We start from the raw sequence: 14,221 nt of genomic DNA, 5'->3' as shown, positions 1-14,221 counted from the left end.
AAAACAAAACAACAAGGGGGACTTATAAACAGGAAGGAGGAAATATTGTGCCCAGGAAATTTCAATTAGAGAAAATACGAAACATAGGAATAATGGCTCATATAGATGCAGGAAAAACAACTACCACAGAGAGGATATTATTTTACACTGGAAAAATTCACAAAATAGGAGAAACCCATGAAGGTGCTGCACAGATGGATTGGATGGAGCAAGAACAGGAAAGAGGAATCACTATTACATCTGCAGCGACCACATGTCACTGGAGAGATCACAGAATAAATATAATAGATACGCCAGGGCACGTGGATTTCACAGTAGAAGTTGAAAGGTCCCTTAGAGTTCTAGATGGAGCTGTAGCGGTATTTTGTGCAAAGGGAGGAGTAGAACCTCAATCAGAAACGGTTTGGAGACAGGCTGATAAATATAATGTTCCTCGAATGGCTTTTGTCAACAAAATGGATATAGTAGGAGCAGATTTTTTCAATGTAGTAGATATGATTAAAGATAGACTTAAAGCCAATCCAGTCCCCGTACAAATACCTATTGGGAAAGAGGATAATTTTGTAGGTGTAGTGGATTTAGTAAATATGAATGCTAGAATTTATAAAGATGATCTTGGTCAGAATATAGAGGTAGTAGATATTCCTGAAGAATTAGTAGATTTAGCAGAAGAGTATAGAGAAAATCTACTTGAAAATATAGCAGAATATGATGAAGAATTGATGATTAAATATCTTGAAGGAGAAGAAATAACTCCTGAAGAGATAACTAGAGCTATAAGAAAGGCGACAATTAAAACAGAGATCACTCCTGTTTTATGTGGTTCATCTTATAAAAACAAAGGAGTGCAACCTTTATTAGATGCTATTGTAGATTATATGCCTTCACCATTAGATATACCTCCAGTAAAAGGTGTATCAGTGGATTCCGATGAAGAATTAGAGAGAATTTCATCAGATGATGAACCATTTTCTGCACTAGCATTTAAAATAGTAACTGACCCATATGTAGGGAAACTTGCATATTTTAGGGTATATTCAGGTACCTTAAAAGCAGGATCATATGTTTATAATTCAACAAAAGGTAAAAGAGAAAGAGTAGGTAGAATCCTATTAATGCATGCTAACAAAAGGGAAGAAGTTGATGAAGTTTATGCAGGTGATATTGCAGCAGCAGTAGGACTTAAGGATACAGCTACAGGAGATACATTATGTGATGAAAAAAATCCAATAGTGCTAGAGACTATGGAATTCCCAGAACCTGTTATTGAAGTAGCTATTGAACCAAAGACAAAAGCAAGTCAAGAAAAGATGAGTACTGCATTAGCTAAACTTGCAGAAGAAGATCCTACATTTAGGACTTCTACAAATGAAGAAACTGGTCAGATATTAATTGCAGGTATGGGAGAATTGCATTTGGAAATAATTGTAGATAGACTTCTAAGGGAGTTTAAGGTAGAGGCCAATGTGGGTAATCCTCAAGTGGCTTACAAAGAATCTATTACAGTACCAGCAGAGGCAGATACTAAATATGTAAGACAATCTGGTGGTCGTGGTCAATATGGGCATGTTAAGATAAAAATTGAACCTCAAGAGCCAGGTGCAGGCTATGAATTTGTAAACAAGATAGTAGGAGGAGCTATACCAAAGGAATTTATACCAGCAGTAGATGCAGGTATTCAAGAAGCTATGCAATCTGGTATACTTGGAGGTTATCCAGTGGTAGATGTGAAAGTAACATTATTTGATGGTTCATATCATGAAGTAGATTCTTCTGAAATGGCATTTAAAATTGCTGGTTCTATGGCTTTTAAAGAAGCTATGGCAAAGGCAAAACCAGTTTTATTAGAACCAATAATGAAAGTAGAAGTAATTATGCCAGAAGAATATATGGGCGATGTTATAGGTGATCTAAATGCAAGACGTGGAAGGGTAGAAGGTATGGAGCTAAGAAATGGTGCTCAAGTAGTAAAAGCTTATGTACCATTGTCTGAGATGTTTGGGTATGCAACAGTTCTTAGATCCAACACTCAAGGTAGAGCTACTTATTCTATGGAATTTGATCATTATGCACCAGTACCAGATAACATTGCAAAAGAAATATTAGGAAATAAATAATAAAATAATTGAGGAGGAATAGAAAATGGCTAAAGAAAAATTTGAAAGAACTAAACCTCATGTGAATATAGGTACAATAGGTCACGTAGACCATGGTAAAACTACATTAACAGCAGCAATAACAACAGTATTAAACAAAAGATTAGGGGCAGGGCAAGTAATGAGTTATGACAATATAGACAAAGCTCCAGAAGAAAGGGAAAGAGGAATAACTATATCTACATCTCACGTAGAATATGAAACAGAAAATCGTCACTATGCCCACGTAGACTGTCCAGGGCATGCTGACTATGTAAAGAATATGATTACAGGAGCAGCACAAATGGACGGAGCAATTCTTGTAGTATCAGCAGCAGACGGAGCGATGCCCCAAACAAGAGAGCATATATTATTAGCAAGGCAAGTAGGTGTACCAAATATAGTAGTATTTTTAAACAAAGCAGACATGGTAGACGATGAAGAATTAATTGAACTAGTAGAAATGGAAGTAAGAGAACTACTAAGCGAATATGGATTTGATGGAGATAATACGAGTGTAATAGTAGGTTCAGCACTAAAAGCTATAGAAGACCCAGAAGGTCCATGGGGAGACAAGATAATGGAACTAATGGAAGCAGTAGATAGAGACATACCAGAACCAGAAAGAGAAATAGACAAACCATTTTTAATGCCAGTAGAAGACGTATTTAGTATAACAGGAAGAGGAACAGTAGCAACAGGTAGAGTAGAAAGAGGAGTAATAAAGGCAGGAGACAGTGTAGAAATAGTTGGATTAAGAGACGAACCAAGAGAAGTAGTAGTAACAGGAATAGAAATGTTTAGGAAGATACTAGATGAAGCACAAGCAGGAGATAATATAGGAGCATTGTTAAGAGGCGTACAAAGAGACGAAATAGAAAGAGGTCAAGTACTAGCAAAACCAGGAAGCATAACTCCCCATACAAAATTTGAAGCAGAAGTATACGTACTAACAAAAGAAGAAGGTGGAAGACATACTCCATTCTTTGATGGATATAGACCACAATTTTACTTTAGAACTACAGATGTAACAGGAGAAATAAGACTACAAGAAGGCGTAGAGATGGTAATGCCAGGAGACAATGCTAAATTTACCATAGAACTAATAACTCCAATAGCATTGGAAGAAGGATTAAGATTTGCTATTCGTGAAGGTGGAAGAACTGTAGGTGCTGGAGTTGTTACTAAGATAATTGAGTAATGTAGGATAAATAATATAAAATGGGTGGGGTACACCCACCTGTTTATTAAAATATAAAAACTAAGCATTGTTATAAAAAAGCTTGAGTTTTTATAGTATATACTATAAAATATAGTAGTGTTTTATTTTAGACATTGCGATGATACAAGAGGTTGCCCAGCACTCAATCCTATAAATAAATTGAATATATATAAGTTTTCAATCCTAATTTATTTAAGGGATTGAGTGCTGGGGAAATTTTTGTTGAGAATGTCCGGTTACAAATCGGGCGACTGGAATTGTCAAAAATGGCTAATGCCATTATATAAAAAACCATTACAACACACCCGGAGGTGTTTATCGACAATTCCATGTCGCATGTAATATGTGAACATGCGATAAAAGGAGGGAATTAAATGTCAAACAAAGGTAATCAAAAAATAAGGATTAGATTAAAAGCTTATGATCATGAGTTGTTAGATACATCAGCTCAAAAGATAGTGGAAACTGCAAAGAGGACTGGTGCAGATGTATCAGGACCAGTACCATTACCAACAGAGAAGGAAGTTATCACTATATTAAGATCAGTTCATAAGCATAAGGATTCAAGAGAACAATTTGAACAGAGGACTCATAAGAGATTGATTGATATTCTCAATCCAAGTCAAAAGACAGTAGATTCACTTATGAAATTAAATTTACCAGCTGGCGTTGACATCGAGATAAAGCTGTAATTTCTTAGAATGATTACTATAAGTAATCCGCTGTAAGATAATAGGAGGTGTAGAGATGAAAAATATATTAGGCAAAAAAATAGGAATGACTCAAATATTTTTAGAAGATGGAGCTGTAGTGCCAGTAACAGTTATAGAAGCTGGTCCTGTAAAGGTTATACAAAAGAAGACTGTAGATAAAGAAGGATATAATGCTGTTCAAGTAGGTTTTGAAGATGCAAAAGAAAATAGAGTAAATAAACCTTTAAAAGGTCATTTTGATAAAGCTGAAGTGGAATATAAGAAACATATAAAAGAATTTATTGTAGATAATCCAGATGAATTTGAAGTAGGACAAGAAATAAAAGTAGATGTGTTTGAGCAAGGAGATAAGGTTGATGTTATAGGCATATCAAAAGGTAAAGGAACTCAAGGACCAATAAAAAGGCACAATTATTCTAGAGGACCAGAAAGTCATGGCTCAAAATATCATAGAGCAGGTGGAGCAAGAGCAGCAGCTGCTGATCCAGGTAGAGTATTTAAAGGAACCAAAGGAATGGGGAGAATGGGTAACGAGAGAGTTACAGTTCAAAATCTTGAAATAGTAAGAGTAGATGTTGATAGAAATCTACTACTTATTAAAGGTGCGGTACCAGGACCTAAAGGTGGGCTATTGTTCATAAAAGAAACCGTTAAAAACAAATAGTAACACAGGGAAAGGAGGATATGATATGCCTAAAGTTAATGTTTACAATGTATTAGGTGAACAAGTAGAAGAGATAGATTTGAAAGACGATATATTTGGCGTTGAAGTAAATGAACACGTACTTTACGAAGTAGTTAAAAATCAATTGGCAAATAGAAGACAAGGGACTCAATCTGTTAAAACTAGATCAGAAGTAAGAGGTGGAGGAAGAAAACCTTGGAGGCAAAAAGGTACAGGTAGAGCCAGACAAGGAAGTATTAGAGCACCTCATTGGGTTGGAGGTGGAGTTACTTTTGCACCAAAGCCAAGGGATTATAGCTACAAAGTTCCTAAAAAGGTAAAAAGGCTAGCCATGAAGTCTGCTTTAAGCTCAAAGGTTTTAAACGATGAAATAATTGTATTAGATGAATTAAGCTTAAACGAGCCAAAAACTAAAGAAATGGCTAAGATATTATCTAATATAAACGCAGGCAAAAAAGCTCTTATAGTTATGGATAAAAAAGATACAAATGTGATTAAATCAGCTAGAAATATTCCAAATGTACAAGTAGCCTTTGTAAACACTTTAAACGTTTATGATATACTAAACTTCGACTCCTTTATAATAACTAAAGATGCAGTAAGAAAAGTGGAGGAGGTGTATGCGTAATGCGTAATCCATACGATATTATAATTAAACCCATAATAACTGAGGAAAGTATGGAAGATATGGCTTATAAAAAATACACTTTTAAAGTGGATAAAAGGGCTAACAAATCTGAAATAAAGAAAGCTATAGAAAAAATATTTGATGTAAAGGTTGAGAGTGTAAACACCATGAATATCCTTGGTAAAGAAAAGAGAATGGGAGTAAATGTAGGAAGAAGACCAAGTTGGAAAAAGGCGATAGTAACTTTAACAGAAGATTCTAAAGAAATAGAGTTCTTTGAAGGCATGTAGATAGTTTTAAAAGAAGGAGGGAATGAACAATGAGTATTAAAAAATACAAAGCTACTTCCCCAGCAATTCGTCAAATGACTGTTTCTACATTTGAAGAAATAACAAAAGATAAACCTGAAAAAGCATTAACTGTTAGTTCAAAGAAAACTGGTGGTAGAAATTATCGTGGCAAAATAACTGTCCGCCATAGAGGTGGAGGAGCTAAGAGGAAATATAGAATTATTGATTTTAAGAGAAATAAAGATGGAATACCTGGGAAGGTTGCAGCAATAGAATATGACCCAAATAGATCTGCATATATTGCACTTATTAATTATATAGATGGTGAAAAAAGATATATACTTGCACCACACGGATTAAAAGTAGGCGATATTGTAGAATCAGGAACAGATGTAGATATTAAAGTTGGTAATGCTTTACCATTAAAATATATTCCAATAGGTACTACAGTTCATAATATAGAATTAAAGCCTGGGAAAGGCGGACAATTAGCAAGGTCAGCAGGTTCAGAAGCTCAATTGGTAGCTAAGGAAGAAAAATATGCACAATTAAAACTTCCATCAGGAGAAATTAGACGGATATTATTAGATTGTCGTGCAACCGTAGGGCAAGTAGGAAATGTAGAACATGAAAATCTAGTGTTAGGAAAAGCTGGGAAGAAGAGACATAGAGGCTTTAGACCTAAAGTGAGAGGTAGTGCTATGAATCCAGTAGACCATCCACATGGTGGTGGTGAAGGTAGAACACCAATAGGTATGCCATCACCAGTAACTCCATGGGGTAAACCTACTTTAGGATATAAGACTAGAGCTAAGAATAAAGAATCCAATAAATATATAGTAAGAAGAAGGAAAAAATAGTAACGTTGGTATCTGAAAGGAGGATTAATAATGGGCAGATCTCTTAAAAAAGGACCTTTTTGCGATGAACATCTTTTAAAAAAGATAGAAGAATTAAATAAAAAAAATGAAAAAAAAGTAATAAAAACTTGGTCTCGCCGTTCAACTATATTTCCGCAAATGGTAGGGCATACCATTGCAGTTCATGATGGAAGAAAACATGTACCAATATATATAACAGAAGATATGGTAGGACATAAACTTGGTGAATTTGTGCCTACTAGAACCTTTAGAGGTCATGGTGAACGTGGAGAAAGAACTGAAGAGACAACTCAATTGAAATAGAGATAGAGGATAAAGGAGGGAGTCAGTATGGAAGCTAAAGCCATAGCTAAATATGTGCGAATTTCACCCTTGAAAGTAAATTATATTTGTAAAGAAATAAGAGGCAAACAAGTAGATGAAGCTTTAACAATCCTCAAGTTTACACCTAAAAAAGGTGCAAGGGAACTTGAAAAAGTTTTAGAATCTGCTATTGCTAATGCAGAGAATAATTTTAATTTAGATAGAGATAATTTATATGTAAAAGAAGCCTATGCTAATGATGGACCTCAGTTAAAAAGATGGAGACCAAAGGCTAGAGGTATGGCATATCCAATTTTAAAGAGGACTAGCCACATAGGAGTTGTTGTCGAAGAGCGAGAGTAGAAGGAGGGATAGTTAATGGGTCAAAAGGTAAACCCACATGGATTAAGAGTTGGAATCATAAAGGATTGGGATTCCAAATGGTATGCTGATAATAAAAATTTTGATGAATATTTAATAGAAGATTATGAAATTCGCAAACATATAAAAGAAAAATTATATATTGCTGGAATTTCTAAAATTGAAATAGAAAGATTTGCAAATAGAATAAAAATTACCATACACACTGCTAAGCCAGGCATGGTTATTGGAAAAGGTGGTTCTGGTGTAGAGGCACTAAGAAAAGAACTAGAAAAGATGACTGGTAAAAGTGTAATTGTAAATGTAGAGGAAGTAAAAGTACCAGAATTAGATGCTCAATTGGTTGCAGAAAACATAGCTAATCAGTTAGAACGAAGGGTATCTTACAGAAGAGCTATGAAACAAGCAATTCAAAGAACCATGAGAGCTGGTGCCGAAGGTATAAAGACTTCTGTATCCGGTAGACTTGGTGGAGCTGATATGGCAAGAACTGAAGGATATAGCGAAGGGACAATACCTCTTCAAACTTTAAGAGCAGATATAGATTATGGATTTGCAGAAGCAAATACAACCTATGGAAAATTAGGAGTAAAGGTTTGGATATATAAAGGAGAGGTTCTTCCTATAAAGAAAGAAGATAATGAATCAAAAAAGGATAATGAGGTAAAAGAAAATTAGTTTATAATGGCTGTAGGAAGGAGGAAGTAAATATGTTAATGCCTAAAAGAGTAAAATATCGTAGAGTTCATAGAGGTAGAATGAAAGGAAATGCAACTAGAGGAAATAAGATTATTTATGGAGAATATGGATTGCAAGCTCTTGAACCAGCATGGATTACTTCTAATCAAATAGAGGCAGCAAGACGTGCTATGACAAGATATGTAAAAAGAGGCGGAAATATTTGGGTAAAAATATTCCCAGATAAACCAGTTACAGAAAAACCTGCAGAAACTCGTATGGGTTCAGGTAAAGGCTCACCAGAATATTGGGTTGCAGTTGTAAAACCAGGAAGAATTTTATTTGAAATGGGTGGAGTATCAGAAGAGGTAGCTAGAGAAGCTATGAGATTGGCAGCACACAAATTGCCTATTAAGACTAAATTTGTTGCACGTGATGATAGTGGTGAAAAGGATGGTGAAGCTAATGAAAGCTAATGAAATTCGCCAAATGACAGATGCGGAGTTAAACTCAAAACTGTCAGATTTAAAAACTGAGTTATTTAATTTGAGATTTCAATTGGCTACAGGGCAATTGGATAATCCTATGAGGATAAAAGCAGTTAGGAAGGACATTGCACGTGTAAAAACTATTATGAGAGAACGAGAATTAGGTATAGGAAAGGAGGTCTAGCCTCATATGGAAAGAGGAAATCGCAAAACAAGAATAGGTCGTGTTGTAAGTGATAAGATGGATAAAACAGTAGTAGTTGCAGTTGAAACTTTTGTAACTCATCCTTTATATAAAAAACAAGTTAAAAAGACCACAAAATTTAAAGCTCATGATGAAAACAATGAATGTAATGTCGGCGATATAGTAAAGATAATGGAAACTAGACCATTGAGTAAAGATAAATATTTTAGAGTTGTGAATATAGTAGAAAAAGCAAAATAGTCCTTATACCTGGAAAGGAGGTATTCTAATGATTCAAACTGAAAGCCGATTAAAAGTTGCTGATAATTCAGGGGCAAGGGAGTTATTGGTTATAAAGGTACTGGGAGGTACTAATAAAAAATATGCTAATGTTGGAGATATAGTTGTATGTTCTGTTAAATCTGCAATACCTGGTGGTGTTGTTAAAAAAGGTGAGATAGTAAAAGCTGTAATAGTAAGAACCAAAAATGGTATTAAAAGAGAAGATGGAAATTATATAAAATTTGACGATAATGCAGCAGTTATTTTAAGAGATGATAATACTCCAGTAGGAACACGTATATTTGGACCAGTAACAAGAGAACTTAGAAGAAAAAATTTCATGAAAATAATATCTTTAGCACCAGAAGTACTATAGAGGAGGTGTAAAGTATGCATGTAAAGAGTGGAGATACTGTAATAGTTATTTCTGGAGAAGACAAAGGCAAAACGGGAAAAGTTTTAAAGGCATTTCCAAGAGAAAACAAAATAATTGTTGAAGGGGTAAATATGCTTACAAAGCATAAAAGAGCTCAAGGTCCAAATGATCAAGGTGGAATTATTCATCAAGAAGGTAAAATTGATGCTTCTAAAGTTATGTACTATTGCGGTAAAGATAAAGCCGGTGTTAGAGTAGGCTATAAATTTTTAGAGGATGGAACTAAGGTTAGGATATGTAAAAAATGTGGAGAAGTATTGGATAAATAATGTACCATTGAAAGGAGGTAATAGGAATGACTTCCAGATTAAAAGAAAAATACCAAAACGAAGTTATACCAGCTTTAATGGAAAAATTTCAGTATAAAAGCGTAATGGAAGTTCCAAGACTTGAAAAGATAGTGATAAACATGGGAGTTGGAGAAGCAAAAGATAACCCAAAGGCACTGGAAAGTGCTGTTAAAGAGTTAGCACTTATTTCAGGACAAAAACCAATTGTAACAAAGGCTAAAAAATCCATAGCTAATTTTAAAATTAGACAAGGAATGAATGTAGGAGCTAAAGTTACATTAAGAGGAGAAAGGATGTACGACTTTTTAGATAAACTTATGAATATTTCTCTACCTAGAGTTAGAGACTTTAGAGGTGTAAATCCTTCATCTTTTGATGGTAGAGGTAATTATGCATTAGGTATAAAAGAACAATTAATATTTCCAGAGATTGATTATGACATGGTAGATTCCGTAAGAGGATTAGATATAGTTATAGTTACGACGGCTAATACAGATGAAGAAGCAAAGGCATTTCTAGAACTTATGGGTATGCCTTTTAGAAAGTAAGAAGGAGGGAAGGTATTTTGGCAAAAAAATCTTTAATTGCTAAACAAAAAAGAAAAGCAAAATTTAGCACTAGAGAATATAACAGGTGCAAAATATGCGGAAGACCTCATGGATATTTGAGAAAATACGGTGTGTGCCGTATTTGTTTTAGAGAATTAGCATATAAAGGTCAAATTCCTGGAGTTAAAAAAGCAAGCTGGTAATGGTATAGTTATGAAAGGAGGTAGCTTGATATGATGACTGATCCAATTGCAGATATGTTAACTAGAGTAAGGAATGCAAACAATGCAAAACATGATACTGTGGATATTCCTGCCTCAAACATAAAAAAAGAGATAGCTCAAATCCTACTAGATGAAGGTTTTATAAAAGGATTTGATGTAATAGATGACGGAAAACAAGGAATAATTCGAATAGAGCTAAAATATGGTAACAATAATCAAAAGGTAATTAGCGGAGTTAAAAGGATTTCCAAACCAGGTCTAAGGGTTTATGTTAAAAGTAATGAAATACCTAGAGTATTAGGTGGTCTTGGAATAGCAATTCTTTCAACTTCTAAAGGGATAATGACTGATAAAGAAGCTAGGCGTGAAGGTGTAGGCGGAGAAGTTATTTGTTACGTATGGTAAGATAATGTTTAATCTACAGGAACAGGAGGTGCACTTATGTCAAGAATAGGATTAAAACCAATAGATATTCCAAACGGAGTGGAAATTAAGATAGATGATAAAAATTATGTGGAAGTAAAGGGACCAAAGGGTAAAGTATCCCAACAATTGAGCCCAGAAATGGAAATAAAAATAGAAGACAATAAAATATTTGTAAATCGTCCAACTGAAAATAAAAGACATAAATCTTTACATGGTCTAACTAGAACCTTGATTGCTAATATGATAGAAGGAGTAACAAAAGGTTATTCCAAAACTTTATTAATTCAAGGTACTGGATATAGAGCACAAAAGCAAGGGAAGAAATTAATTTTAAATTTAGGATATTCCCATCCAATAGAATTGGAAGATCCAGAAGGAATAGAAGTAGAGGTACCTCAAGCTAATCAAATAATAGTTAGAGGTGCAGATAAACAACAAGTGGGAAATTATGCTGCTGTAATTAGAGACTATAGAAAACCTGAGCCATATAAAGGTAAGGGAATTAGATATGCTAAGGTAAGGGAATTAGATATGCTGATGAAGTTGTAAGACGTAAAGTTGGTAAGATAGGTAAGTAGAAGGGAGTGAGCAAAGTTGCTAAAAAAAATTAACAGAAATGAAGCAAGAAAGATTAGGCATGCAAGAGTTAGAAAAAAAATTTATGGTACTCCTGAAAGACCAAGATTAAATGTATATAGAAGTAATAGTCATATATATGCGCAAATTATTGATGATACAAATGGTCATACATTGATTTCAGCTTCAACATTAGATAAGGAATTAAAAGAAAAATTATCATCTACTGGCAATAAAGAAGCAGCTAGACTTGTAGGTGAGTTAATAGGTAAAAGGGCTTTAGAAAAAGGAATAGAACAAGTGGTATTTGATAGAGGCGGATATAAGTATCATGGAAGAGTTAAAGAACTTGCAGAAGGTGCTCGTGAAGCTGGTCTTAAATTTTAAGAAAAGGAGGGAAATAGATGGAGCGCGTGTATGTAGATCCTAGTGAATTGGATTTAAAAGAAAGAGTAGTAAATATAAATCGTGTAGCAAAAGTGGTAAAAGGTGGTAGAAACTTTAGATTTAGTGCTTTAGTAGTTGTGGGAGATGAAAACGGTCATGTAGGTGTAGGAATGGCTAAAGCACTTGAAATACCAGAAGCTATAAGGAAAGCCATTCAAGATGCTAAAAAACATGTTATAGAAGTTCCTCTTATTGGAACTACAATACCTCATGAGATAATAGGCGAATTTGGAGCAGGTAGGGTTTTATTAAAACCATCTAAAGAAGGTACTGGAGTTATCGCAGGAGGTCCAGTTCGTGCAGTGTGTGAGTTGGCTGGAATAAGGGACATAAGAACAAAATCCTTAGGTTCTAACAATCCAAGAAACGTAGTTAATGCAACTATGGATGCATTGATGAATTTGAAAAGGCCTGAAGATGTAGCAAAACTAAGAGGGAAAACTGTAGATGAAATATTAAGTTAGGGGGGAGTAGAATGGCTAAAATCAAGATAAAATTGGTTAAAAGCACTATTGGGAAACCAGAAAAACATAGGAAAATTATTGAAGCTCTTGGACTAAGAAAAATTGGTCAAATAGTAGAAAAAGAAGATACCCCTCAGATAAGAGGTATGATAGATAAAGTAGACTATATGGTAGAAGTAATAGAATAATCATTGAGGAGGTGTACCTATGAAATTAAATAATTTAAGGCCCCAAGCTGGTGGCGGTACAAAAAAAGCAAAAAGAGTTGGTAGAGGAACTAGCTCAGGTCATGGTAAAACATCTGGAAGAGGGCATAAAGGTCAAAAATCAAGATCTGGTGGCGGAGTACGTCCAGGTTTTGAAGGTGGACAAATGCCTTTAATCAGAAGAATGCCTAAACGAGGATTTACTAATATATTTGCTAAGCAATATGCTATAGTAAATATTGAGGATTTAAATAGATTTGATGAAAATACTATAGTGACTCCAGAATTATTAATTGATGAAGGAGTAGTAAAAAAAGGTAAAGCAGTAGATGGCATAAAAGTGCTAGGGAATGGAGAGTTAACTAAAAAATTAACTGTAAAAGCCCATAAATTCAGCAAAACTGCTGCTGAAAAAATAGAGGCTGCAGGGGGAAAGGTAGAGGTGATATAGATGCTTTCAACCTTGAAAAATGCTTGGAAGATACCAGAAATTAGGAAAAGAATCATCTTTACAATATTAATGTTATTGGTAATTAGATTGGGATCAGCTGTTCCAGTTCCATATATGGATAAGAATGTTATAAAAGAGATATTTGAAATGGGGCAAGTTGGAGTATTAGAATTTCTAGATTTAATGGCAGGTGGAACTTTTAGTAACTTTAGTATATTTGCATTAAACATATATCCATACATTACTGCATCTATTATTATTCAACTTCTAACGATTGCTATACCAAAATTAGAGGAAATAGCAAAGGAAGGCGAAGAAGGAAGAAAAAAAATTGCTCAATGGACCAAATATGGAGCTATAATATTAGCTTTAATACAAGCTATAGCAATGACTAGAGGATTCTTTTATCAGGCTTTACAAGCAAAAGGTTTCTTACAAAATAGCATAGTTATAATATCTCTAATAGCTGGAACATCCTTTTTAATATGGATAGGAGATCTTATTACAGATAAAGGTATTGGTAATGGTATTTCTCTTATCATATTTGTTGGTATAATATCAAGGATTCCTTTAGAGATAGTTAAATTTGTAGAGTTAGTTAGTGTTGGAGCTTTAAGTCCAATTAAGTTGATTTTATTTTTAGTAGTAGCATTAGTGATAATAGCTATAGTAGTAGCATTACAGGAAGGGGAAAGAAGAATACCAGTACAATATGCTAAAAGGGTAGTAGGAAGAAAGATGTATGGTGGGCAAAGTACCCATATACCTTTAAAGGTATCTATGTCAGGAGTTATTCCTGTAATATTTTCAACATCTTTGTTGGCTTTTCCGCAAACTATAGCTTTATTCTTTAAAGGAGAGCCATCAGAATGGATAACTAAGTATTTAACAGTACAAGGGACTGTAGGAATATGGGTATATTCTATACTAAATGTATTGTTGATCATATTCTTTACGTATTTTTATACTGCTATTCAATTTAATACAGTTGAATATGCAAAGAATTTGCAACAATATGGAGGATTTATTCCTGGTATTAGACCTGGAAGACCTACAGCGGAATATTTAGATAAAGTAATATCAAGGATAACCTTTGTAGGAGCTATATCCCTTGCACTAATAGCATCACTACCAATTATATTATCTCACATATTTAAGTTGAATATCAATTTTGGTGGTACAGCTATAATAATTGTAGTAGGGGTAGTATTGGAAACTGTAAAACAGATTGAATCTCAAATGATGATGAGACATTATAAAGGTTTCTTGAAATAAACTATAGG

Annotated in this window: 23 protein-coding genes and 1 pseudogene; all 24 read left to right on the top strand. The window is 34.2% G+C overall.

The annotated features are described in order from the left end of the window. The first annotated feature begins 92 nt into the window (after positions 1–92). Positions 93–2,117 (top strand): elongation factor G, encoded by a 2,025-nt coding sequence (gene fusA / locus JL105_RS09525; protein WP_237722339.1) that lies wholly within the window; start codon positions 93–95, stop codon positions 2,115–2,117. A gap of 25 nt (positions 2,118–2,142) precedes the next feature. Then, on the top strand, positions 2,143–3,336 hold the full coding sequence (gene tuf, locus JL105_RS09520; RefSeq protein ID WP_202690501.1) for an elongation factor Tu: 1,194 nt from the start codon (positions 2,143–2,145) through the stop codon (positions 3,334–3,336). 395 nt (positions 3,337–3,731) lie between these two features. Beyond that, positions 3,732–4,049 (top strand): 30S ribosomal protein S10, encoded by a 318-nt coding sequence (gene rpsJ, locus JL105_RS09515; RefSeq protein ID WP_132029631.1) that lies wholly within the window; start codon positions 3,732–3,734, stop codon positions 4,047–4,049. Positions 4,050–4,104: 55 nt separating this feature from the next. After that, positions 4,105–4,734 (top strand): 50S ribosomal protein L3, encoded by a 630-nt coding sequence (gene rplC, locus JL105_RS09510; protein ID WP_132029629.1) that lies wholly within the window; start codon positions 4,105–4,107, stop codon positions 4,732–4,734. 25 nt (positions 4,735–4,759) lie between these two features. Further along, on the top strand, positions 4,760–5,383 hold the full coding sequence (gene rplD, locus JL105_RS09505; protein WP_132029627.1) for a 50S ribosomal protein L4: 624 nt from the start codon (positions 4,760–4,762) through the stop codon (positions 5,381–5,383). Then, positions 5,383–5,673 carry a 50S ribosomal protein L23 gene (gene rplW / locus JL105_RS09500; protein WP_132029625.1) on the top strand — a complete coding sequence of 97 codons (291 nt, stop codon included), beginning with the start codon at positions 5,383–5,385 and terminating at the stop codon, positions 5,671–5,673. The genes rplD and rplW overlap by 1 nt, the downstream gene beginning before the upstream one ends. 29 nt (positions 5,674–5,702) lie before the next feature. Further along, positions 5,703–6,533 (top strand): 50S ribosomal protein L2, encoded by an 831-nt coding sequence (rplB, locus tag JL105_RS09495; RefSeq protein WP_132029623.1) that lies wholly within the window; start codon positions 5,703–5,705, stop codon positions 6,531–6,533. Between the two features lie 30 nt (positions 6,534–6,563). Beyond that, entirely contained in the window at positions 6,564–6,857 is a 294-nt protein-coding gene (gene rpsS / locus JL105_RS09490) for a 30S ribosomal protein S19 (protein ID WP_132029621.1), read from the top strand. 27 nt (positions 6,858–6,884) lie between these two features. Beyond that, a complete protein-coding gene (rplV, locus tag JL105_RS09485) occupies positions 6,885–7,220 on the top strand; it encodes a 50S ribosomal protein L22 (protein WP_132029619.1) in 336 nt (111 codons plus the stop codon). A gap of 15 nt (positions 7,221–7,235) precedes the next feature. Next, positions 7,236–7,916, top strand: a complete 681-nt coding sequence (rpsC, locus tag JL105_RS09480) for a 30S ribosomal protein S3 (protein ID WP_132029617.1) — start codon at positions 7,236–7,238, stop codon at positions 7,914–7,916. A 32-nt stretch (positions 7,917–7,948) separates the two neighbouring features. Next, positions 7,949–8,392: a 50S ribosomal protein L16 gene (rplP, locus tag JL105_RS09475; RefSeq protein ID WP_132029615.1), complete on the top strand. Its 444-nt coding sequence runs from the start codon at positions 7,949–7,951 to the stop codon at positions 8,390–8,392. Next, entirely contained in the window at positions 8,382–8,588 is a 207-nt protein-coding gene (gene rpmC / locus JL105_RS09470) for a 50S ribosomal protein L29 (protein ID WP_132029613.1), read from the top strand. Before rplP ends, rpmC begins: the two co-directional genes overlap by 11 nt. Before the next feature lie 6 nt (positions 8,589–8,594). Further along, positions 8,595–8,849 carry a 30S ribosomal protein S17 gene (rpsQ, locus tag JL105_RS09465; RefSeq protein ID WP_132029611.1) on the top strand — a complete coding sequence of 85 codons (255 nt, stop codon included), beginning with the start codon at positions 8,595–8,597 and terminating at the stop codon, positions 8,847–8,849. A 28-nt stretch (positions 8,850–8,877) separates the two neighbouring features. Next, the gene (gene rplN, locus JL105_RS09460) at positions 8,878–9,246 is read left to right on the top strand and encodes a 50S ribosomal protein L14 (RefSeq protein ID WP_132029609.1); all 369 of its coding nucleotides are present in this window, start codon (positions 8,878–8,880) and stop codon (positions 9,244–9,246) included. Positions 9,247–9,260: 14 nt separating this feature from the next. Beyond that, positions 9,261–9,575, top strand: coding sequence for a 50S ribosomal protein L24 (gene rplX / locus JL105_RS09455; protein ID WP_132029607.1), 315 nt, complete (start codon positions 9,261–9,263; stop codon positions 9,573–9,575). 26 nt (positions 9,576–9,601) lie between these two features. Then, the gene (gene rplE, locus JL105_RS09450; protein WP_132029605.1) at positions 9,602–10,144 is read left to right on the top strand and encodes a 50S ribosomal protein L5; all 543 of its coding nucleotides are present in this window, start codon (positions 9,602–9,604) and stop codon (positions 10,142–10,144) included. 17 nt (positions 10,145–10,161) lie between these two features. Continuing rightward, positions 10,162–10,347, top strand: a complete 186-nt coding sequence (locus JL105_RS09445; RefSeq protein WP_132029603.1) for a type Z 30S ribosomal protein S14 — start codon at positions 10,162–10,164, stop codon at positions 10,345–10,347. 30 nt (positions 10,348–10,377) lie between these two features. Further along, positions 10,378–10,773 carry a 30S ribosomal protein S8 gene (rpsH, locus tag JL105_RS09440; RefSeq protein ID WP_132029601.1) on the top strand — a complete coding sequence of 132 codons (396 nt, stop codon included), beginning with the start codon at positions 10,378–10,380 and terminating at the stop codon, positions 10,771–10,773. A gap of 36 nt (positions 10,774–10,809) precedes the next feature. Continuing rightward, a pseudogene (gene rplF, locus JL105_RS09435) lies at positions 10,810–11,372 on the top strand (50S ribosomal protein L6). Positions 11,373–11,388: 16 nt separating this feature from the next. Then, positions 11,389–11,757, top strand: a complete 369-nt coding sequence (rplR, locus tag JL105_RS09430; protein ID WP_132029599.1) for a 50S ribosomal protein L18 — start codon at positions 11,389–11,391, stop codon at positions 11,755–11,757. Between the two features lie 17 nt (positions 11,758–11,774). Further along, positions 11,775–12,281: a 30S ribosomal protein S5 gene (rpsE, locus tag JL105_RS09425; protein ID WP_132029597.1), complete on the top strand. Its 507-nt coding sequence runs from the start codon at positions 11,775–11,777 to the stop codon at positions 12,279–12,281. Between the two features lie 11 nt (positions 12,282–12,292). Beyond that, positions 12,293–12,469 (top strand): 50S ribosomal protein L30, encoded by a 177-nt coding sequence (gene rpmD, locus JL105_RS09420; protein WP_132029595.1) that lies wholly within the window; start codon positions 12,293–12,295, stop codon positions 12,467–12,469. Positions 12,470–12,488: 19 nt separating this feature from the next. Continuing rightward, positions 12,489–12,938 carry a 50S ribosomal protein L15 gene (gene rplO / locus JL105_RS09415; protein WP_132029593.1) on the top strand — a complete coding sequence of 150 codons (450 nt, stop codon included), beginning with the start codon at positions 12,489–12,491 and terminating at the stop codon, positions 12,936–12,938. Next, positions 12,939–14,213, top strand: coding sequence for a preprotein translocase subunit SecY (secY, locus tag JL105_RS09410; RefSeq protein ID WP_132029591.1), 1,275 nt, complete (start codon positions 12,939–12,941; stop codon positions 14,211–14,213). Positions 14,214–14,221: the final 8 nt, after the last annotated feature.

Origin of the sequence: Keratinibaculum paraultunense (genome assembly GCF_016767175.1) — a bacterium.
GTDB classification, from domain to species: domain Bacteria; phylum Bacillota; class Clostridia; order Tissierellales; family Tepidimicrobiaceae; genus Keratinibaculum; species Keratinibaculum paraultunense.
Note: the sequence above shows the minus strand (reverse complement) of the source record. Positions and strands in the feature narration are given on the sequence as shown.